The organism is Thermalbibacter longus (assembly GCF_023806485.1).
Classification (GTDB): domain Bacteria; phylum Chloroflexota; class Chloroflexia; order Thermomicrobiales; family Thermomicrobiaceae; genus Thermalbibacter; species Thermalbibacter longus.
The window spans coordinates 76,672-96,745 of the sequence record NZ_JAMSLR010000006.1 but is presented as its reverse complement, the minus strand read 5'-3'; the positions used below and the strand labels follow the sequence as shown (position 1 = coordinate 96,745).

Here is a 20,074-nt window from a genome sequence, read left to right as displayed (position 1 = left end):
GCTGAGGCGCCGGCTGTGAGCCGGCGTTGCTGTGTCTTGTGGAGGTGGAGTGGATGGGCCTCGAGCGTACGCTGATCATCGTGAAGCCGGATGCGGTGCAGCGAGGGCTGATTGGGGAGGTGCTCGCGCGACTGGAGCGACGCGGGTTGAAACTCGTGGCGCTGAAGATGATGTGGATGAGTGAATCGCTGGCTGAGGCGCACTACGCCGAGCATCGGGAAAAGGAGTTCTTTAGCGACCTTGTGCGCTTTATCACCTCAGGGCCGGTCGTCGTGGGGGTGGTGGAAGGACCCAACGCGATCGAGGTGACGCGAACGATGATGGGTGAGACGAACCCGGCGACGTCGCCGCCGGGGTCGATCCGCGGCGATCTGGCATTGACGATCAGCCAGAACGTGATCCACGGCTCCAGTTCGCCGGAAGCTGCGCAGCGGGAGGTGGCCCTGTTCTTCCGGCCTGAGGAGATTCTGTCGTACGAGCGCGCAATCGACCGCTGGGTAGCTGGCTGAGCGGAAGGCGCGTGAAACGGCCGGGCGTGTTTCACGTGAAACACGCCCGCGAGCCGGCAAAGCGAGACTAGCTGTCGCTCTGGTGGATCAGCAGCGGCTGTTTGTGCCAGTTGGCCAGCACTCTCGCGAGGAGGTCTCTGATCTGCGCGTCGCTCATCGTGGTCGAGATCGGAAGTGTCGACACACGTGGCGTCGCGCCGAAGCGTTCCCGGCCCGCGCTCGAGTGGACATCCGTCCTCCAGAAGACCGTCTGGAGCTGCACGACCAGCCGCTCGCCCTCGGCCAGGACGTACAGGCCGTACTCGGGCGCCAGCGCCAGGCCGAAGTAGCCCCCACTCTCGACGTCATCCACGATGACTGGGTAGCCAGGGGCAACTCTGCCCCGGAACTGCCTGGCCAGCTCCCGCAGCATCGGCACCATCCGGTCGCGAAGCTCCCGCAGCTCCTGTCGTATCCCCGACCTCGGCGTCGACTCGCTCATGCCTGCTCCTCTGTGCCCCTGCCACCGGCTCGAGCCCACTTCCTTCTCTCAGTATGGCCGAGATCGCGCTCGCCTGTCGATTTACCACCGGCCTCGAGCCGGAACAGCCGGAACCCGAGGCCTACCGCCGGGCCGATCAGGAGCGCGGCGAGAATCGTACCGATACCGAAGCTCCCACCCAGCAGAATGCCGATCCCCAAGACGATCATCTCGATCAGCCAGCGCGTGAGGCCGATCGACCAGCCACTGCGGCGGCTGAGCGCCAGGTTGAAACTGTCTCGCGGACCGGCTCCCAGGCCGGCGCTGATGTACATGCCGGTGGCCACGCCCAGCACGGCGATCGAACTGACCAGGAGCGCCCATTCCCCAGGCCAGCTCTCTGGGCGCTCGATCACCCCTGACCAGAGGATCAGGTCCGTGAAGAGCCCTACGAGCAGCATGTTGAGCAGCGTGCCCAGCCCGGGTGGAACACCGGCGATCCAGCTCGCGCCGACCATGGTGACGCTCGTGAGGATCGTTGCCTGTCCGATGGTCAATGGGGTATGCCGGGCCAGCCCCTCGTGGAAGACCGTCCAGGAGATAGCCCCCAGCCCGCTCTGGAGGCCGAGCACGACTCCGAGCGCGAAGAGAAACAGCCCGGCAACGAGCGTCCCGAGCTGTCGGAGACCAACAGCGAGCGGCAGCGTCCAGCGGCCGCGAACCGGTTCAGGTTCCCGGCCTTTCCACCGGGTCCCGGCTGGCCACTTCCCCTGCCGCTCGGTGGATCCCATATCTCCCCCTCGCGCCGCTCGCCACGCATGCCAGCTCACCGCTGGAATGTTGCCCGCACGAACCACATGGGCAGCACGACAGGGAAGGCCGTGGCCTCCTGTTCAAGGTTCTGGAGACCCGGGCCAGGCATGCCACGGTCCCGCCCTGCGCACTGGCTAGTCGCTCCACACCGTGCGGGCCACGCGCGCAACGAGCTCCAGCTTCTGCCGTTGCACTTCCGGCGTTACCCGATTGCCGGGCCAGGTAGAGGCGAATCCACACTGCGGGCTAATGGCCAGCCGCTCCAATGCCACGTACCGGCTCGCCTCGTTGATGCGCCGCACCAGCTCTTCCTCCGTCTCGAGGCGCATGCGCTTCGTCGAAACCAGCCCGAGGACGACCACGCGATCATCTGGGATATAGCGCAGCGGCTCGAAGCCCCCCGACCGCTCGTCGTCGTACTCGAGCAGGAAGCGATGAAACCGTGCCTTGCGGAAAATCTTCTCTGCGATCGGCTCGTACCCGCCGCTGGCGTAGAACATGCTCTCGTTGTTGCCACGGCAGATGTGCAGGCCGAAGACCATCCCGCGGCGGTCGAATCCCTCGATAACCGCATTGTCCAGCTCGATCGCGAGATCGATCATCCGGTCCGGGTCGAGACCGCGCTGGCGATAGGACTCACGGATCTGGGGATCCAGCAGCGCCGCGTACTGGGGAGCGTCGAACTGGACATAGGTGCAGCCGAGCCGGTAGAGCTCCTCGATCTCTGCCCGCAGGAGATCGACGACGTCGGCGAGATAGCGCTCGAGAGTGGGATAGGCATCCGCCGAGCGCTCGGGGTCCCAGTACGCGGCGGCCTGCTCGGTGCTGGGCATCGTCACCTTGCCAGGGCGTGTGGTGCGCGCCCGCAGGTACGTGAACTCCTCGGCGCACATGTTCCGTCGCCAGCGGAGCTTGCTCGCCACGGCCGGGCGGCGAAAGCTCATCTCGCGACCTTCCTCGTCGCGGAAGGTCACCAGTACGCCACCTGAACGATCGAACCCCTCGAACGCCTCCAGAAGCTGGCCGAAGAACGTGAGGCGGCGCTGCTCCCCGTCGGTCACGACATCGAGCCCCGCCTCCTCCTGGATCCGGATCGCCTCATCGACTGCCCGGTCCTCGATGCGCTTGAACTCGGCTGGGCTCAACGTGCCGGCGTCGAACTGTTGACGCGCCTCCTTCAGGTACTCCGGCCGGAGCAGGCTCCCGACTACGTCGCTCCGGTAGATCATCCCGTACCTCCTCCATGCACCGACCGGCCCCTTGGATGACCGGTCATTCACGATGCATTCACGCTGCATCGTAACATGCAGTTCAAGCTGCAACACGGGAGCGCGCTATGGCTCTCCGTCGAGCGCCCCTGCCCTGCTCAGCTCGGGTGCTCTTGCGGATCGGTTCGAACGCCTGCCGGCGTTGTATCCTCGATGTACCACGACCAGCAGTGAGGAAGGTGTGGGGTGAGTGACGAGCGGGCGATCACCTGGGAACGGGACTTCGGCCGGGCGCTCGAGCGATCGCTGCGAGAGCGAAAGCCGGTGCTGATCGACGTCCGCAAGCCAGATTGACGCGGCTGCGACAAGCTGGATGCCGTGACGTATCCAGATGCCCGCGTTATCGAAGCGGTAGAGAGCCGCTTCGTTCCGCTGCAGCTCGATCTCTTCGCCGATCCCCGCCAGGTGCTGCGGCCGCTCAACGTGATCTGGACACCGACGATCCTCTTCGCCGATCGTCGTGGCACGGTGCATTACCAGAGCGTCAACTTCCTCCCACCGGATCTATTCCTGACGCTGCTCGACATCGGCGAAGCGCACGTCGCGATGCGGTGGGCGAGGACGGACGAGGCCATAGAGCTGCTGCGCCGGGCCTACGAGCGCGATGCCGATGGACCGCTCGCGCCGGAGGCGCTGTACTGGTGGGGTGTAGCGGTCTACTTGAAGACGCACTCCAACGACGAGCTCTACCGTGTCTGGGGCCGGCTGCTCGATCGCTTCCCCGGCTCGATCTGGGCGGCCCGCGTTCCGTGAGACTGCCCCTGGCCACCCCGGCGCTACGCGGGGACGAACGGCCGCGCGTAGAGATAGACGGCGAAGACTTCGGGCTGCGGGTAGGGTTGCCCACGGATCGTGATTCGCAGTTCCTCGATATCGTCCGGCTGCGGCTGGAAGCCGACCCAGATACCGATCTGGTGATATCCCTGGACCGTAACGCCGGTGCCGAGCTTCTCGTGCAGGTGGTACCATCTGCCGCGTACGCGAACCGAGACGGTTACTTCCCTCCGGGGGATCGGATTCTGAAAGGCGACATAGACGTACTCGCTGATGTCGATCCGGTGCTGGGCCAGCGCGTCGAGTGCCGCCAGCGCGACGAAGTCGGGGTCGTGGAAGCAGTTCGCGATCAGATCGTTCTGGGGAAGCAGGGCTAGCACGGGCAAGTCGTCACGGCGGACAAGGCGGAAGTTGTGGTTGGGGCTGGCGATCGCGAACACGGGGTGCTGCCCGTACTCGTGGCTGAACGGGATTAGCCGGTGATTCGGCGCCTGGTAGTAGGCAGAGAGGACGCGCTCGCCCTCGAACGTCGCGGCATAGACGAGCTCAGCGTCGAAGGGGTGGCCATAGCGGGCCATGCGACGCCCGAGCGGCATCCCATCGCGCTCGTTGGAGAAGTGCAGGTAATAGCGGATCGTGGTACGGGTTGGGCTCCCTTCCAGCGTGGAGACGGAGGTCGTGTAAAAGAGACCGAGCAGGACGTTCTGGGTCTGGTTCAGGATACGGGACTGCTCGAGGATGAGCGGGGCATTCGCGTAGACGAGGCGCTCGATCGGCCGCAGGTCTGGATTCTCTGCCAGGTCGTTCAGGTGCTCGACCGTGGTGAAGCTCCCGTCGCGGATGCGCTCGAGTGCGCGGGCGGGATTCCCCATACTCCGGACTTCGACGCGTGGCTCGGCCACGCGGATCACGTGGGTATTGGCCGCGCTGTGCGCCAGCAAGACAGGCAGGTACATCGCCATGACCAGTGCCTGCATCAGGGATCGCCGGGTCCGGAGCTGAGTAGAAAACTGCCTGAGCGGGCCGCCCATCGAGCCCGAAAACCTCACACTCCAGGGTGCTCATTCGACGACACGAGGATACGCCAGGCAACTGTGCCCGCTGGAAACAGCGAGGAGCGACGTTCCCTCCCACGCCCGATGATCATGATCGTCTCATACGGTGGGCAAGCACGCAATCGTTGCGAGCTCGAGGGCTCAGCGCCCGGACTACCGCTCAGGCGCAGGCGGGTAGTGCTCAGCCATCCAGCGCCGCGCTTCGGCTAGCGCCGCGTCCTTGTCGCCGGGCGCGATCACGCCCTCGATGACCAGCTCACGGAGGTGAGCCTTCAGCTCACCGATCCAGCGTCCAGGCGGCAGGCCGAAGATCGCCATCAGCTCGTGGCCGTCGAGCGGGCTCTTGATCTCGGCCAGCGCCGCCTGTTCCTCGAGCCGCCGGATATGCTCCCGCAGCCGAGCGATCCGTCGGGCAGCCCGCTGGCGCCGGTGGGCGCGGGCGCTGGTCACGTCGGCTGCCACCAGATCGAGCAGGTCTTCGAGCAGATCGCCCGCCTCGACCATCAAGCGACGGACTGCGCTGTCCGTCCAGGTCTCATCGTAGGCGGCCGGGCGAAGGTGGAGCTCGACCAGCCTCGCCACGCGCTCGATCAGCGCCTTGTCCTGGCGGAGCCGGCGCAAGGTGCGCCGGGCCAGGTTAGCACCCTCGATCTCATGTCCGAAGAAGTGCACTTCGCCCAGCTCATCGACGCTACGGGTCATCGGCTTCGCGGCGTCGTGGAGCAGCGCGGCCCAGCGGACAGCGAGCCGGGGCGGCGCCTGGCTGACTACCTGAAGGGTGTGATTCCAGATGTTCTTGTGTCGCCCGCGGCCAGGGTCTTCCGCGAGCGGCATGAGCTCCGGCAGGACATGAGGGAGCAGCCGGGCCTCGTGGAGCAGGCGCAGGCCGTGCGCGGCGTCGGGGGCGACCAGGAGGCGGTTCATCTCGGCCGCGATGCGCTCCACGCTGATCCTCTCCAGCTCGGCCGCGAGTTCCTTCATCGCCGCCAGCGTAGCCGGTTCGATATGGAAGCCGAGCTCTGCGGCGAAGCGCACAGCCCGCAGGATCCGCAGCGGGTCCTCGGCGAAGCGCTCGCGAGGCGAGCCGACGGCGCGGATCAGCCGGCGGGCCAGATCCTCCCGACCGCCGAACGGGTCGATGATCTCCCCGGAATTCACGTCGACCGCGATCGCGTTGATCGTGAAGTCGCGGCGAGCGAGATCACCGTGCAAAGTGGTGCCGTAGCGCACCTCGGGGTGGCGGTCGGGCGTCGGGTAGTGCTCCTCGCGGAAGGTGGTGATCTCGACGGTGACGCCATCGAAGACCAGGCCGATGGTGCCGAAGGCCTCGCCGACGGTGTAGATCGCCTCGGCCCCGGCTTCCTGGCCGAGCTGCTTGGTCTGAGGGGGCTCGGCCGAGGTCGTCAGGTCGAGGTCTGTGACCGGCCGACCGAGGAGCAGGTCGCGGACGACGCCGCCGACCAGGTAGAGCTCCTGTCCATGGGCGGCGAAGGTCGCGGCCAGCCGCTGGGTGATGTCCTGCAGCGGTGAGGGCAGGCGATCGAGGATGGTGTCGCGCTCTGCCGTCGTGGCTCTCACCTGCTGATCCTGGTCGGACACCGACACTCCCTGAGAAAATGCGATCATTGTAAGCTCTCGGCGAGCGCCTGGTCTCTCACCGGTTCGCCCGCACTCACTCGATTGTAGCTGAATAGGTAGTCGCCGAGCTGGGCTGATTCGGGGAGCGCGAATATGTCCTCCCCCTACATGCCTATTGGGCACTCGGGACCAAGTGGCTAGGGTGACGCGAAAAGCTATTGCCGAAGATGGGTACGTAGGACTCTCACACGTGCTGCCCGTCGTTGACAGTCTCGTCGGAGAGGTGAGAGACCCGCCAAACGCACGCGTGAGACAGCGTGGACCAAGGGGTTCCTGTATGTGGGAGGTCCTGTCCGATCAGCTCGATCGATAACCGTGAGCACTCGGTTCGTCCTGTGAAGGGATGACCTGATGTGCAACGAGGATGCCCGCGCCCTGTTTCAGAAACGCGGTCTGATGATGCTGCCGAGACTCATTGTCAAGTGGCCCTACCTCAATCCTTCCTCGCAGCCGGCCACGGAGGTAGGTGTGGATAGAGCCTTACTGTTCGGGATGTGCCCGTTGGCAATGCCCCCTTGCCGTTTGGCTCAACCCAATCCTCGAACAAGGAGAAAATTTGAAATAATGTTTGGTCAGGGGGGGGGGGTAGGGGTGTTTGAGGAGACTAACAATACATCGTTTTCTGGCTCCGCCCCCTTGCAAATCCGGTTGGATCCGGACGGACGAGTCGTCGCCGTCGAGGGCGAGGCCGCAGACCGGTTGGACCTGGATGAATCGAGGTCGGCCTGGCCGACGCTCGCCGACTTGGTAGCGCCACCGGACTACGATAGTGCCGAGCGGCTTCTGGATGCGGCGCTGCGGGGCACCCCGCAGCGGGGGACGCTCCTGCTGCGAGGGCGCAGCGGCTCGACCTGCTGGGACGTAGTCAGCGTGCCCGTCCTGGCGGACGGGAGGGTTGCTGGCGCCTGGTGGCTCCTGTGGCCATCGGCCCTGGAAGATCGGCCGGTCGTGCCCGGCTCCTCTCACATACGAGCAGCGGCGGGCGAGCTGCTCCCATCCTCGGCAACGAGAGCAACGCGGGATGCGAGAGCGCAGACAGGTTTCCTCCTGAGGTCTCTGCCAGTCGGCATCCTCTTCGAAGACATGCACCGGCGGATCGTGCGCGTGAACCGGGCGTTTTGCGAGCTCTTCGGTATCCCCGAACCGGACGCGGTCATCGGGGCGGACTGCCGTCAGGCGGCGACGTCTGTCAAGCACCTGTTCGTCGACCCCGAGGGCTTCGTGAGCCGGATCGAGGAACTGGTGCGGATGCGCCAGCCCGTTCTGCTGGAAGAGCTGGAGCTGGCCGATGGCCGCGTGCTGGAGCGCGATTACGTCCCGCTGGACGGCCCGGACGGGCCGATCGGCCACCTCTGGCGCTATCAAGACATCACGGAGCGCAAGCGCACCGAGCGGCGGCTGCAGGAGGCGGAGTCCCGTTACCGCGAGCTGGTCGAGATGCTCCCGGCCGTGGTCTACCGCGCCAGCGCGGCCGACGGCATCGCGCCGCTGTACGTGAGCCCGCAGGTCGAACCGCTGCTGGGCTACACCGTGGAAGAGTGGATGGCAGATCCGGACAACTGGAAGCGCCATCTTCACCCGGAGGACGCGGCGCGGGTGCAGGAAGAGATCCGGCACGCGGTCGAGCAGGGCCACGATCAGTCGCTGGAGTACCGGCTGATCGCCCGGGACGGCCGAGTGCTCTGGGTACGCGACGAGGGCCGGTTCGTCCGAGACGACTCCGGGCGGCCGCTCTACGTGCAGGGACTCATACTGGACATCACAGCGCGAAAGGAAGCTGAGTCCGCCCTGCGGCGGGCCGAGGCGCGGTACCGGCTCCTGGTCGAGCAGTCGCCGGTGGTGGTGTACCAGGTCCCGGCGGACGATATTAGGCAGACCGCGTACGTAAGCCCGCAGATGGAGCAACTCCTGGGCTATACGCCGGCCGAATGGCTGGAGACTCCGGGGAGCTGGGCCGAGCATCTTCATCCGGAAGACCGTGGCTGGGTGGAGGCCGCGATCGAGCAGGCGCTCGCATCCGAGGGGCGTTTTACGCTGGAATACCGTATGCGGCGCAAGGACGGCCGGGTGGTATGGGTGCAAGACCACGGGGTGCTGCTGCGACCCGATCCAGACCAGCCCGAGGTCATCCACGGGGTGATGATCGACATCACCGCGCAGAAGGAAGCCGAGGCCCGGCTCCGCGAGGCCCAGGCCCGCTTCCAGACCCTCGCCGAGCAGTTGTCGGCGGCGCTGATCGTCGTGAGTGCGGAACCAGAGCTCCAGCCTGATGGTGTGCCCGGCTGGTTCACCTACTACGTGAGTCCTCGGATCGAGGTCGTCACGGGCTACAGTCCCCAGGAGTGGGAGACGCCAGGCATCTGGGCCCGCTCGATCCATCCAGAAGACCGGGAGCACGTGCTGGCACTCGTGGATCGTGCAACGCAGGCCGGCGAGGAGTTCCACCTTGAGTACCGGTTCATCCGCAAGGATGGGCGGGTCGTCTGGCTGTGGCACGACAGCGCCGTGGTGCGAGACGAGGCTGGGAGACCACGCTATCGGCATGGATTGCTGCTCGACATCACTGAGCGCAAGGAGGTCGAGTCGCGGCTGCGCGAGGCGGAGGAACGCTACCGGACGCTGGTCGAGCAGCTCCCGGCGGCTCTGGTAATCGTCGATGCCGAGCCGGTGCTCCAGAGCGACGGAGTGCTGGGATTCCACACGCACTATGTGAGCCCGCAGATCGAGGCGATTACCGGGTACACCCCAGAAGAGTGGGCGACGCTGGGGATCTGGATGCGATCGATCCACCCGGAGGATCGGGAGAGGGTTCTCTCCGTCGTGCAGGGGGCTGCGCATGCTGGCCAGAACTACCGCGTCGAGTACCGGCTGATCCGCAAAGATGGCCGGGTGGTCTGGGTGCTGCACGATTCCTGGCTCGTACGAAACGAAGCCGGACAACCACACTTGTTCCATCAGCTTCTGCTCGACATCACCTCGCAGAAGGAAGTGGAGGACAGGCTTCGCGAAGCTGAGCGGCGTTACCGGAACCTGGTCGAGCAGCTCCCGGCCGCCGTCTACCTCAACGCAGCCGAGCCGGTGACGCTCCCCAGCGGCCAGCAGGTCTACCCGATCCTCTACCTCAGCCAGCAAGTCACCGCGATCACCGGATACTCGCCCGAAGAGCTCCAAAACGATCCCACGCTGTGGCCGAAACTGGTTCATCCGGACGACCGAGAGCGACGGCTTGCGGAGATCGAGCGTACCGATCGTACCGGAGAGCCGTACCGGATCGAGTTCCGGCTGATCCGGCGCGACGGTCGTGTCGTCTGGGTGCTCAACAGCGCCGAGCTGGCGCGGGACGAGGCCGGCCGGCCGCTGTACTGGCAGGGGATACTCGTCGATATTACCGAGCAGAAGCAGGTGGAGGCAGCGCTCCAGCAAGCGGAGCGCCGGTACCGCACGCTTGTCGAGCAGCTCCCGGCTGCGGTGTATGCCAGTGCCGCTGAGCCGGTGCGGGGGGACGATGGCGAACTCGTGTATCCGATCTACTACATGAGCCCGCAGATCGAGGCGATTACCGGTTATGCCCCGGAAGAGCACCTGGCGGATCCCGGCCTGTGGGTCAGGCTGGTCCATCCAGATGACCGGGATCGCGTCCAGGCGGAGATCGAGCGTACCGATCGGACCGGAGAGCCGTTCCGGGTCGAATACCGCATCCTTCACCGCGATGGGCGGATCATCTGGGTGTTGAGCAGTGCCGAGCTGCTGCGGGACGAGGCCGGGCGACCGCTGTATTGGCAAGGACTGCTCGTAGATATCACCGAGCAGAAGCTCGTGGAGCTCGCGCGCCGGGAAGCGGAAGTGCGCTACCAGACCCTGGCAGAACAATTGCCAGCGGCCGTTATCGTGACAGCGGCTCAACCGAATTACCTGCCCTCTGGCGATCCCGACTATCCCATTCTCTTCGTCAGCCCGCGGATCACCGAGGTGACCGGCTTCACTCCTGAGGAGTTCCGATCGACACCCGCGCTCTGGTTCCAGCGGATCCACCCCGATGACAAACCATCGGTCGCCGTGGAGGCTGCCCGTACCGACGAGACGGGCGAGCCGTTCAAGGTAGAGTTCCGCTTCCAGCGCAAGGACGGTCGCTGGGTCTGGCTGGAGAACAGCGCGATCATGCTGCGCGATCAGGAAGGGAAGCCGCTGTACTGGCACGGCCTGCTCACCGATATCACCGGGCGCAAGCGATCGGAGACCCTGCTGAGCGGGCAACTTCACATCCTCGAGCGGATCGCTCAGCAAGCGCCGCTCAGCGAGGTGTTGGAACAACTGTGCCGGCTGGTCGAGGAGCAGGCTCCTGAACTGCTCGCCTCGGTTCTGCTCCTCGACCAGGAGGGACGCCTGCGCCACGGAGCCGCCCCGAGCTTGCCCCCGGACTACATCGCGGCGATCGAGGGGCTGCCGATCGGCCCCGACCAGGGGAGCTGCGGGACGGCTGCGTACCTCCGGGAACCGGTCATGGTGAGGGACATCGCGACTGACCCCCGCTGGGCGGCCTACCGTCACCTGGGGTTGCCGCACGGGCTACGCGCCTGCTGGTCGGTGCCGGTCTTCGGAAGCACTGGCGAGGTGCTGGCCACCTTCGCGCTCTACGCGCGGGAGCCCCGCGGGCCTGACGACCGTGAGTGGACGCTGATCGAGCTGGCCACCCAGCTCGCCGGGCTAGCGATCGAGCGCTGGCGCGAGCAAGAGCAGCTTCGCTATCAAGCCGGTCACGACGCGCTGACCGGACTTCCGAACCGTGCCCTTTTCCTCGATCGCCTGGAGCATGCGCTGGCTCGTGTGAGCCGGTCATCTCGGCGGATCGCGGTTCTGTTCGTCGATCTGGATGGCTTCAAGCTGGTGAACGATCTTTTCGGCCACCAGGCTGGTGATGACCTCCTCGTCCAGGTGGGAAGACGGCTCCAGTCAGCCGTCCGTGCCGGCGATACCGTAGCTCGATTCGCCGGTGACGAGTTCACCGTGCTGCTCGAAGATCTCCAGGCACTGGAAGATGCAGTCATCGTGGCCGAGCGGATGATCCAGGTGCTCGAAGAGCCGTTCGTGGTCGCGGGGCAGGGCGTACGGATCTCGGCCAGCATCGGCATCGCCGATAGCCGCCCGGGGATGACCGATCCCGGCGCGCTGTTGCTGGCGGCCGACCAGGCGCTCTACGCCGCGAAGCGCGCGGGTAAGGCCCGCTACATGGTGGCAGTGTAGGGGGAAGGGTAGGGATTTGACAAAGATGCACCTGCTCGGACAGTTGTCCCGCCTGGCGCGCGTCCACTGGCGTGTCGGGGTGGCAGGGGCGCTCCCGCTCGCTTTGCTTGGGCTGCTCCTCGGCCAGGTGCTGCCTGACCCGGTCTGGCAGGTGCCTGTCTTCCACTTCTACCTGGTCTCGCTCGTCTCTTTCCTGGCGCTGTTGCTGGCACTGGCGATGACCCTGGCGGCGTCGCAGATCGACAACGTGCGAGTGCTCTTCCTAGCGCTCGCCTTCCTGGGCATCTCGAGCATCTTTCTGGTTCACGCGCTGACGACTCCCGGGGTACTGGTGCCTGGAGCGAATGGCTGGGTAGGCGCCTCTGCTCGGCTCAGCCTGCTGATCGGCGCGGTGATGCTGGCGCTGAGCACGCTCGAGGCCCAGCCGGTGATCCAGCGATGGATCCTCCGGCACCGTGGCTGGATCATCCTCGCTGCCTTCCTCCTGTTCGCGCTCTACGGGCTCGTGGCCCTAGTGAGCGCCCAGGGGGCGCCGGCAGGTATGGGTTCTGTATCTGGTACGGTCACCGGGCACGGGGGTAACCATTCGAGTGGCTACGACGCGTACAGCCCGGTCTATGGCAGCGTGACGGACGAAGCAGTCGCCCAGACGGCGGCAGGCACGAGCCAGTGGCGGCGTGTGCTCGGACAGGTCTCGTCGCGGCTTGCGGGAGAGCCCGCTGGTGGACTGCTGGCCGGGGTGACGCTGGCGCTGCTCGGCGTGGTGGGAGTGCACTATTGGAGAGCCTATGGACGCTGGAACGGCCCGCTGGTTCGGAGCATGCTCCTCTCGACCATTTTTCTGTTCCAGGCACAGGTATCGATGGCGGTCGCGCCGGCCTGGCATCTGAGCTGGTGGGAGTATCACGCCCTGTTGCTGGCGGCGTTTCTCACCGCGCTGGCGGGGCTGGCGCGCGAGTACGGCGAGCGCGGGTCGCTGCGCGGCGTGGTAGAGGGACTGTTGCTGCGCGACACGATCGAACACCTGCAGCGCGAGTACGTCGAGGTGATCGCCGCGCTCTGCTCCGCAGTCGAGGCCAAGGACGTGTACACCCGAGGCCACAGCGCCCGGGTCGCCATGCTGGCGGCGTTGATCGGCCAGGAGCTGGGGCTGCCACCGGAGCGACTGCGCATCCTCTACCAGGCCGGCCTGTTGCACGACATCGGCAAGATCGGTATTCCCGACGCGGTGCTGCACAAGCCGGCACGGCTCACCGACGAGGAGTTCGCGCTGATCAAGCAGCACCCGGTGCGCAGCCACGAGATTATCCGGCACGTGCGCTCGTTCGCGCCGATTGTGCCAGCAGTGCGCTGGCATCACGAGCGGCTCGACGGCAGCGGGTATCCGGACGGGCTCGCTGGGGACGAGATCCCGCTCGACGCCCGGATCATGGCGGTTGCCGACGTCTTCGACGCGCTCACCTCGCTCCGCCCCTACCGTGCCCCGCTATCCCTCGAAGAGGCGCTGGCCGTGCTCGATCAGGAGGCGGGGACTCGCCTCGATCCCGAGTGCGTCAGCGCCTTGCGGCAGGTCGTCGCGGTGCGCTGGCCGGTCGAAACGGCGGCCACTTCCCTGCCTCTCGAGCTGGAAGACCAGCCGGTCATCGCCTGACCGGCTCGCTCGACCGAACAGCGGCGCAGGCTGCGTTTCCCTGATTCCCGGGTATCTCGCTGCGTCCCATTCAACACGGCGGGGGAAGGTGTCCCTTCCCGGCGTTCCCGCCCTCTTCGACCGGGTGCGAGGGAACGCGGAGGAATGCGGTGAAGGGACAGAGACGCCGTTGCGCTCGCCCGGGTTGCCGGGCCTGGGCGATGCGCGGGCATGACTTCTGCCGGATGCACCGGACCGGTGGCCGCGAGCCGCCGTCTCGCGACGAGGCGCTGCTGCGGGGGCGGCTCGAGGAGCGGATCGCGGCAATGCTCGAGCAGGCCGGGAGCGCCCAGTCGCTCGCCGAGGAGATCGGCGCGCTGCGGCTGGTACTTGCGCGGGTGCTGGCCGAGGAGGACGACCCTGAGCGGCTGGCGACGAGTATCCCGCGCATCGTCGACACGGTCGTGAGGGCTGTACGCGCGCAGCGGGCGCTGAGCGGGGTGATGGCCGAGCACCTGACCGAAGCGCTGACCCAAGTGCTCATCGAGCTGGGTCTCGGAGAGGAGTAGCGATGGCGGGAGAAGAGCGGCGGACGGCCTATCGGGACGGGTCGGCGCTGCGCGAGGCGCTAGCCCGCTCGCGGCGCCGGACGGTGAACCTGGAGCCGAGCAGCACCTACGAGGTTGTCACCCGGCAGATGGTGGAGGAGGTCGCGCGGGAGCTCGCTGAGATCCGGGCTCGGCTGAACCAGCTCACCTCGCTGATCGTCGGAGCGATCACGCTGGAGGTGCTGCTCCGGGTGACCGGGTTGGGCTAGGACACAGCGCAAGACACCCGTATCGGGTCGAGTGACGAGGAGGTGGAGGCCGTGGCTGGCGGTGAGGGCAAGGCGATGGGAACGGCGAGCGGGGCCGACCTGTCCGGCGCCGGAGAGCCGGCGGCTGGGGAGCAGGTGACGCCGCAAGCGGGGGCGGTCCCGGCGGGCGTGGACGCGGCGCGGCTGCGGGAGCTGGTGCTCCGGGCTCATCCGGAGGCGATCCCCGAGCTGGTGCAGGGGGAGACGCTAGAGGAGCTAGAGGCCTCGGCTCGGCTGGCGACGGAGGTGTACCGGCGGATCGCGGAGAGCGTGCGGGAGGCGGTCGCTCGGGAGGCGGCGGCGTCGGTGCCGGCAGGGCAGCCGGGGCGGCAGACGTACCTGGTGAACGTGGAGGCGCTCTCGCCGGCGGCGAAGATCGCCGAGGGGTTGCGGCGGCGTGCGGAGTAGGGGCGACCCCCTGTGGTTGCCCAGCAGGGTTCTGCAACGTGCGCGGAGAGAGGGACGATCCCCTATGGTCGCCTGCGAAGGTTCGTCCCCCCATCAACGGGGGGAGGCGGATCGAGGATGAGACGGATGGAGAAGGAGACTGAGCCGTGGCGATGACGAAGGTGGAGGCCGCGAAGCTGACGAACGATCTCCTGCTTCGCGGGGTGATCGAGACGATCGTGAAGGAGTCCTCGGTACTGCTGATGCTGCCGTTCATGGAGGTGACGGGGACGGCGCTGACGTACAACCGCGAAGCGACGATGCCGCAGGCCCAGTTCTACGACGTGGGGGACACCTGGGCCGAGGCGACGCCGACGTTCACCCAGGTGACGGTGCCGCTGCGCATCCTGGGCGGTGACGCGGACATCGACAATTTCCTGCAACAGACGTACGCGAACCCGAACGACCTGGAGGCCGTGGTACTGGAGAGCCGGGCAAAGGCGGTGGCGTACGCCTTCACGGAGAGCTTCTTCATCGGGGACAGCACGGCGAACCCGAAGAGCTTCGACGGGCTGAGGAAGCTGGTGCCGGCGGCGCAGACGATCAGCCCGGGGGCGAACGGCGGTTCGCTGACGCTCGATCTGATGGATCAGCTCATCGACCTGGTGAAGCCGGGGAAGCCGGACGCGCTGTTGATGAGCAAGCGGACGCGGCGGAAGCTGTCGGCTCTGCGGCGGGCTTCGGGGAACCTGCTGGAAACGGACGTCGACCAGTTCGGCCGGCGCGCGCTGTTCTACGACGGCATCCCGATCCTGGTGGACGACTTCATCCCGGACAACGAGACGCTGGGGACGGGGACGAACCTGAGCAGCATCTACGCGGTGAAGTTCGGCTCGGCCGGGGTGATGGGTCTGGAGAACGGCGGGATCCAGGTGGTGCGCGTGGGTGACCTGGAGACGAAGGACGCGAGCCGCTGGCGGGTGAAGTGGTACGTGAGCCTGGCGGTGTTCTCGGAGCTCGGCGTGGCACGGCTGCAGGGGATCACCGCGAACTAGCAGTGACCATGGGCAATCGCTGGGGGTTGCCCCTACGGTCGGTGGTCGCGGCTCGCGCGGACGCGCGAGCCGCCGTTGCGTAGTTAAGTCCTGACCCTCTTCTCCCCGCGCGGGGTCTCGGCCGAGCGCTTGCCCCGCGCTGCGCGCCTGACCGGCAGGCGGGCTGTGCGCCACTGAGCGGCCGTGCCGCGCGCAGACTGCGGCACGAGCAGCGAGCCCGGCCACGCCCGGGCAGGCGCGCAGCAGCATGCCGGGAGATCGATGGCAGAGCCGGAGACCGATGAATTCATAACGATCAGTAAAGCAAAATGTACTGATTCTCAGCAATGGGTTGACATCTGCCAGGATGAAGAGTATCTTGGTGTAGCCGGGTTACTCCGGCCGGTCGACCGGCTCCTGGCATGCCTGGCATCTCGTGGCGGCGCGTGGCAGACTGGTCGCCCTGCGGGGTAGAGGCGGCGGCCGGAGGCATACAGTGCTGGCGGGGATGTCCCTCGCCGAGCGAAGTGGCGGTGATGAGCGATGCGAGCATCCGACGCGATCGTGGTCGAGGAGTTGACCAAGCGCTACCGCGGAGGGGTGCAGGCGCTATCCGGCGTCTCCTTCACGGTGCGTGAAGGGGAGATCTACGGGCTGCTGGGGCCGAACGGGGCAGGCAAGAGCACCACGGTGCGCATCCTGGCCACCCTCACCCGCCCCGATAGCGGCCGGGCCGTCGTCGCCGGGCACGACGTGCTCCGCGAGCCCGGCCAGGTGCGCCGGAAGATCGGCTACGTGGCCCAGGCGTCCGGCGTCGACCGCTGGGCAACCGGCCGGGAGAACCTGCTGCTCCAGGGTCACCTGGAGCGGATGCCCGGCCGCGAGCTGCGCCGGCGCGTGGACGAGCTGCTCCAGCAGCTCGGGCTGGAGGAGGCGGCCGACCGGCTGGTGAACACCTACTCGGGCGGCATGCGCCGGAGGCTCGACATCGCCATGGGTCTCGTCCACCGGCCGGCGGTGCTCTTCCTCGATGAGCCGACCACCGGGCTCGACCCGGAGTCGCGCGCCCTGCTCTGGGCCGACCTCGAGCGGCTGCGCGCCCAGGGCTCGGTCACGATCCTGCTCACCACCCACTACCTGGAGGAGGCCGACCGGCTCTGCGACCGGCTGGCGATCATCGACCACGGGCGCGTGATCGTCGAAGGCACTCCGGCCGGGCTCAAGGCGGAGCTCCAGGGCGACCGGGTGACGCTGGAGATCGAGGGGGACGCCTCGCAGGCGGTGCGCGCGCTGGACGGGTTGCCTGGAGTGTTAGAGGCCGTGTCCAACGGGAGCGAGGTGGTGGCACGGGTCAGCGAGGGGGCGACAGCGATCCCGCTTCTGGTGACGGCGCTCGAACGGGCCGGGGCAGCGGTCAGCGCCGTGACGCTGAGCCGGCCCTCGCTCGACGACGTCTACCTGCACTACACCGGACACCGCTACCGCGGCGAGGGCGAACCCGAGGAGGCGAGCCTCGCCGCCGGGGCCGCGAGGAGGTCATGACGATGGGACCGTTCATCAGCGATACGTTCCAGCTCCTGCTCCGGCACATCCGGACGACGCTGCGCATCCCGATCTGGATCCTGGTAACGCTGGTGCAGCCGGTCATCTGGCTGGCGCTCTACGGCCAGCTCTTCCGGCGCATCGTCGACCTTCCGGGCTTCCAGGTAGCGTCGTACATCGACTTCCTGACGCCGGGCGTGGTGATCATGACCGCCTTCTTCGGCTCGGCATGGTCGGGCATGGGGCTGCTGAGCGACCTGAACGAGGGTGTCATGAGCCGGCTACTGGCCACACCGGTCTCGCGGGGCGCGATTATCGCGGCGCGGGTGCTGCATGCGGCGCTGACAGTGGTGGTGCAGAGCTCGCTGATCCTGGCGCTCGGCTTCGTGCTCGGAGCATCGTTCGCTAACGGGCTGGTGGGCAGTCTGGCGGTTGTATTGGTGGCGGCACTGCTCGGCTCGGGCTTCTCGGCTATCTCGAACGGCCTGGCACTGCTGACGCGCCGCGAGGAGACGTTGATCTCGGTGGTCAACTTCTTCGGGCTGCCGCTCACCTTCCTCTCATCGGCCTTCATCGCCTCGGTGCTGATGCCGGGCTGGATCCGCTCGGTGGCCCGCTTCAACCCGGTGAACTGGGCGGTCGAGGCCGCGCGCGAGGCGGTGCTGGGAAGCGACTGGACGATGGTGCTGGGGCGAGCGAGCCTGCTCGCGCTCTTCGCGGTCGTCTGCGGTGTCTTCGCCACCCGCGCCTTCGTGGCCTACCAGCGCTCGCTGTGAGGACGGGGAGACTCGTTCCCCTTCCTCCCACGGGAGAAGGGAGTCGAGGGGAAGAGGGCCGCTCCGGCGCCGGATGCGGTAGAATGTGACCCGAAGCGCGCGCATGCAGCCCCGCGAGGGAGCCTATGCCGCTGGGCCGTTCCGACCTGGATCCGACGATCAACTACTACGAGGTGCTGGACGTCCCCTTCCACGCCACACGGGAGGAGATCACCCGTTCCTATCGCCGGCTGATCCGCTACTGCCACCCTGACCGCTTCATGGACAACGACGAGCGGCGCAAGGCCGAGGAGCGGGCCAAACTGCTCAATGCCGCCTACACTGTGCTTGCGCGGCCCGAGCTGCGACGGGAGTACGACCAGCTCCTGCGCCAGCGGGCGCTGGCCGACCTGCTCTTCCAGCGCTACACCGGCAACGTGCCGGGGTGGTCGGGCAACCCAGCTATTCGGCCGGCTCGCGCGGCGACGCTGCGGGCCCAGCAGCCGAACGGGCAGGCGTTCCTCCAGATCCTGGTAGTCACGGTCATCTTCGTGGCGGTGCTGGTGCTGGCGCTGGTGACCAGCAGCGCAGCCCTGCAAGCCCTCCTCCTGCTCTTCTCCTGAGTATCCCGGTCGGATCCGCTTCTCCGCCGCTTTCGGGCTTCCCAGCGGCTTCCGCACGCGACCGGACGCGAGCGCCTGCCACACAGGGGCGTATCTGGCCAGCTGTGACTGGCTGGACAATCGGGGTATCATCAGCGCCGGTGGAACCTCGATGGGAGCTGGGCGCGCGGTGGCAGGCTACACCATTCGATTGATCGCGACGCACGACGTGGCTGGCAACCAGGTATGGATCCAGCGCGCGGCACTGCGCGACCTACCGACGATCGCCCGGCTGCAGCGCCAGTGCTTCCCCGATGGGCAGGCCTACGGCCTGGCCACGCTGCTGGTGCTCTACTGGTGGCCGAGCGTGGAGATCCTGGTCGCTCGCATCGGCGAGCGCCTGGCCGGTTGCGTCGTCGGCGATGCCCACCGGTCACAGGGACGAGTGCTCAACCTGTGCGTAGCGCCGGAATTCCGGCGCCAGGGGATCGGCGCGGCGCTGCTCGACGCGATCGAGCTCGTGCTGTCCGCCGAGCAGTTCACGCTGATGGTCGAGGACAAGAACGCCGGAGCGCAGGAGCTCTACCGGCGCTCCGGCTACCTGCCGGTCAGCGAGCTGCGCCACTATTACGGTCGTAACCGGCACGGCATCCTGATGCAGAAGCGCCGGGGCGACCGGACGTCATGGTAAGTCTCGATGTCCTCCTCGCGCCCGACCGCTTCCCGGCAACCTCGAGCGCGGGTAACCAGCCGCTCAGGCCGGGAGAGCTGGCGACCCGCCAGCGCGAGCTCGAGGCATACCAGGAAGCCATCCGCGGCTGCCGAGCCTGCGTCGAGGCGGGATACCTGCCGGCGGCCCGGCCGGTCTTCCGCGGCCATGCCGGGCAGCGGATCATGGTGGTCGGCCAGGCGCCGGCGCAGCCTCGGAGCGAGCACCCCCGCCCCTACTCCGGCGCGAGCGGCCGGACGCTGCGCTCCTGGTTGGCGCAGGCCGGCTTCCCGCCACAGGAGCTGGAGACCTGCTGCTACCTGACCTCAGTCACCAAGTGCTTCCCGGGCCCGAGCCGGAGCGGGAAGGGCGATCGCGCGCCCTCGGCCGCCGAGGTCGCGCTGTGCCGGCGACACCTGGAGCGTGAGCTGGAGCTGGTGCGGCCTGCGCTCATCATCACCCTGGGGCGTCTCGCGGCGCGCTGGTTCCTCGGCGATCGACCGCTGAGCGAGCTGGTGGGCGAGGCCTTCACCTGGCCGGCCCCGTGGCTCTCGTCGACGCCAGGGTGCGAGGTCGGGCGGCTGGAGTGCGGGACGGGCAGCGCGCCTGGCGAAGTGGGCGTCCTAGTGCTACCGCTGCCCCATCCCTCGGGGATCAACCGCTGGCACAACGACCCGGCCAACCGCGCGCAGCTCGCGCGGGGGCTAGCCCGGCTGGCTGAGCTGCGGCGGCAGCTCGACCTGGAGCCGCTGGCACTCTGAGATTGAGAGCAACTATGCCCTGGCGCTGAGGGCGCGCTCG

Annotated in this window: 18 protein-coding genes; 13 read left to right on the top strand and 5 right to left on the bottom strand. The window is 67.3% G+C overall.

What is annotated here, in order from left to right:
• Window positions 1–53: 53 nt before the first annotated feature.
• Entirely contained in the window at window positions 54–509 is a 456-nt protein-coding gene (ndk, locus tag NET02_RS09935; protein WP_284057253.1) for a nucleoside-diphosphate kinase, read from the top strand.
• Window positions 510–576: 67 nt separating this feature from the next.
• On the opposite strand, the gene NET02_RS09930 is transcribed toward ndk, so the two are convergent.
• The 3 genes from NET02_RS09930 to NET02_RS09920 all read right to left on the bottom strand — a co-directional run bounded on the left by NET02_RS09930 (window position 577) and on the right by NET02_RS09920 (window position 3,011).
• Entirely contained in the window at window positions 577–990 is a 414-nt protein-coding gene (locus tag NET02_RS09930) for a hypothetical protein (protein ID WP_284057252.1), read from the bottom strand.
• Window positions 987–1,760 (bottom strand): YczE/YyaS/YitT family protein, encoded by a 774-nt coding sequence (locus tag NET02_RS09925; protein WP_284057251.1) that lies wholly within the window; start codon window positions 1,758–1,760, stop codon window positions 987–989. The genes NET02_RS09930 and NET02_RS09925 overlap by 4 nt, the downstream gene beginning before the upstream one ends.
• A 156-nt stretch (window positions 1,761–1,916) precedes the next feature.
• A complete protein-coding gene (locus NET02_RS09920) occupies window positions 1,917–3,011 on the bottom strand; it encodes a cobalamin-independent methionine synthase II family protein (protein ID WP_284057250.1) in 1,095 nt (364 codons plus the stop codon).
• Window positions 3,012–3,368: 357 nt separating this feature from the next.
• On the opposite strand from NET02_RS09920, the gene NET02_RS09915 reads away from it, so the two are divergent.
• Complete coding sequence (locus tag NET02_RS09915) at window positions 3,369–3,803, top strand: hypothetical protein (protein WP_284057249.1); 435 nt, start codon at window positions 3,369–3,371, stop codon at window positions 3,801–3,803.
• 23 nt (window positions 3,804–3,826) lie between these two features.
• On the opposite strand, the gene NET02_RS09910 is transcribed toward NET02_RS09915, so the two are convergent.
• Together NET02_RS09910 and NET02_RS09905 are read right to left on the bottom strand one after the other, a co-directional pair.
• The gene (locus NET02_RS09910; protein WP_284057248.1) at window positions 3,827–4,801 is read right to left on the bottom strand and encodes a hypothetical protein; all 975 of its coding nucleotides are present in this window, start codon (window positions 4,799–4,801) and stop codon (window positions 3,827–3,829) included.
• A 231-nt stretch (window positions 4,802–5,032) separates the two neighbouring features.
• Window positions 5,033–6,478 carry a CCA tRNA nucleotidyltransferase gene (locus NET02_RS09905; protein ID WP_284057247.1) on the bottom strand — a complete coding sequence of 482 codons (1,446 nt, stop codon included), beginning with the start codon at window positions 6,476–6,478 and terminating at the stop codon, window positions 5,033–5,035.
• Window positions 6,479–7,108: 630 nt separating this feature from the next.
• Between NET02_RS09905 and NET02_RS09900 the strand changes: the two genes are divergently transcribed.
• From NET02_RS09900 to NET02_RS09850, 11 genes are all read left to right on the top strand, one after another.
• Window positions 7,109–11,758, top strand: a complete 4,650-nt coding sequence (locus NET02_RS09900; RefSeq protein ID WP_284057246.1) for a PAS domain-containing protein — start codon at window positions 7,109–7,111, stop codon at window positions 11,756–11,758.
• A 25-nt stretch (window positions 11,759–11,783) separates the two neighbouring features.
• Window positions 11,784–13,409 (top strand): HD domain-containing phosphohydrolase, encoded by a 1,626-nt coding sequence (locus tag NET02_RS09895; RefSeq protein ID WP_284057245.1) that lies wholly within the window; start codon window positions 11,784–11,786, stop codon window positions 13,407–13,409.
• 149 nt (window positions 13,410–13,558) lie between these two features.
• Window positions 13,559–13,957, top strand: coding sequence for a hypothetical protein (locus NET02_RS09890; protein ID WP_284057244.1), 399 nt, complete (start codon window positions 13,559–13,561; stop codon window positions 13,955–13,957).
• Window positions 13,958–13,959: 2 nt separating this feature from the next.
• Complete coding sequence (locus NET02_RS09885) at window positions 13,960–14,205, top strand: hypothetical protein (protein ID WP_284057243.1); 246 nt, start codon at window positions 13,960–13,962, stop codon at window positions 14,203–14,205.
• A 51-nt stretch (window positions 14,206–14,256) separates the two neighbouring features.
• Complete coding sequence (locus NET02_RS09880; RefSeq protein WP_284057242.1) at window positions 14,257–14,652, top strand: hypothetical protein; 396 nt, start codon at window positions 14,257–14,259, stop codon at window positions 14,650–14,652.
• A gap of 152 nt (window positions 14,653–14,804) precedes the next feature.
• Window positions 14,805–15,686 carry a major capsid protein gene (locus tag NET02_RS09875; RefSeq protein WP_284057342.1) on the top strand — a complete coding sequence of 294 codons (882 nt, stop codon included), beginning with the start codon at window positions 14,805–14,807 and terminating at the stop codon, window positions 15,684–15,686.
• Window positions 15,687–16,208: 522 nt separating this feature from the next.
• Window positions 16,209–17,207 carry an ATP-binding cassette domain-containing protein gene (locus NET02_RS09870; RefSeq protein ID WP_284057241.1) on the top strand — a complete coding sequence of 333 codons (999 nt, stop codon included), beginning with the start codon at window positions 16,209–16,211 and terminating at the stop codon, window positions 17,205–17,207.
• Between the two features lie 2 nt (window positions 17,208–17,209).
• Entirely contained in the window at window positions 17,210–17,983 is a 774-nt protein-coding gene (locus NET02_RS09865; RefSeq protein WP_284057240.1) for an ABC transporter permease, read from the top strand.
• Window positions 17,984–18,108: 125 nt separating this feature from the next.
• On the top strand, window positions 18,109–18,585 hold the full coding sequence (locus tag NET02_RS09860; protein ID WP_284057239.1) for a J domain-containing protein: 477 nt from the start codon (window positions 18,109–18,111) through the stop codon (window positions 18,583–18,585).
• A 151-nt stretch (window positions 18,586–18,736) separates the two neighbouring features.
• The gene (locus tag NET02_RS09855) at window positions 18,737–19,255 is read left to right on the top strand and encodes a GNAT family N-acetyltransferase (RefSeq protein WP_284057238.1); all 519 of its coding nucleotides are present in this window, start codon (window positions 18,737–18,739) and stop codon (window positions 19,253–19,255) included.
• Window positions 19,249–20,034, top strand: a complete 786-nt coding sequence (locus NET02_RS09850; RefSeq protein WP_284057237.1) for a uracil-DNA glycosylase — start codon at window positions 19,249–19,251, stop codon at window positions 20,032–20,034. The genes NET02_RS09855 and NET02_RS09850 overlap by 7 nt, the downstream gene beginning before the upstream one ends.
• The last annotated feature ends 40 nt before the right edge of the window (window positions 20,035–20,074 follow it).

Excerpts from the sequence above, each read along its gene's own strand:
- ndk (WP_284057253.1), top strand. The coding sequence starts at position 54 with ATGGGCCTCGAGCGTACGCTGATCATCGTGAAGCCGGATGCGGTGCAG.
- NET02_RS09930 (WP_284057252.1), bottom strand. The coding sequence starts at position 990 with ATGAGCGAGTCGACGCCGAGGTCGGGGATACGACAGGAGCTGCGGGAG.
- NET02_RS09925 (WP_284057251.1), bottom strand. The coding sequence starts at position 1,760 with ATGGGATCCACCGAGCGGCAGGGGAAGTGGCCAGCCGGGACCCGGTGG.
- NET02_RS09920 (WP_284057250.1), bottom strand. The coding sequence starts at position 3,011 with ATGATCTACCGGAGCGACGTAGTCGGGAGCCTGCTCCGGCCGGAGTAC.
- NET02_RS09910 (WP_284057248.1), bottom strand. The coding sequence starts at position 4,801 with ATGCAGGCACTGGTCATGGCGATGTACCTGCCTGTCTTGCTGGCGCAC.
- NET02_RS09895 (WP_284057245.1), top strand. The coding sequence starts at position 11,784 with ATGCACCTGCTCGGACAGTTGTCCCGCCTGGCGCGCGTCCACTGGCGT.
- NET02_RS09885 (WP_284057243.1), top strand. The coding sequence starts at position 13,960 with ATGGCGGGAGAAGAGCGGCGGACGGCCTATCGGGACGGGTCGGCGCTG.
- NET02_RS09875 (WP_284057342.1), top strand. The coding sequence starts at position 14,805 with ATGACGAAGGTGGAGGCCGCGAAGCTGACGAACGATCTCCTGCTTCGC.
- NET02_RS09870 (WP_284057241.1), top strand. The coding sequence starts at position 16,209 with ATGCGAGCATCCGACGCGATCGTGGTCGAGGAGTTGACCAAGCGCTAC.
- NET02_RS09865 (WP_284057240.1), top strand. The coding sequence starts at position 17,210 with ATGGGACCGTTCATCAGCGATACGTTCCAGCTCCTGCTCCGGCACATC.
- NET02_RS09860 (WP_284057239.1), top strand. The coding sequence starts at position 18,109 with ATGCCGCTGGGCCGTTCCGACCTGGATCCGACGATCAACTACTACGAG.
- NET02_RS09855 (WP_284057238.1), top strand. The coding sequence starts at position 18,737 with ATGGGAGCTGGGCGCGCGGTGGCAGGCTACACCATTCGATTGATCGCG.
- NET02_RS09850 (WP_284057237.1), top strand. The coding sequence starts at position 19,249 with ATGGTAAGTCTCGATGTCCTCCTCGCGCCCGACCGCTTCCCGGCAACC.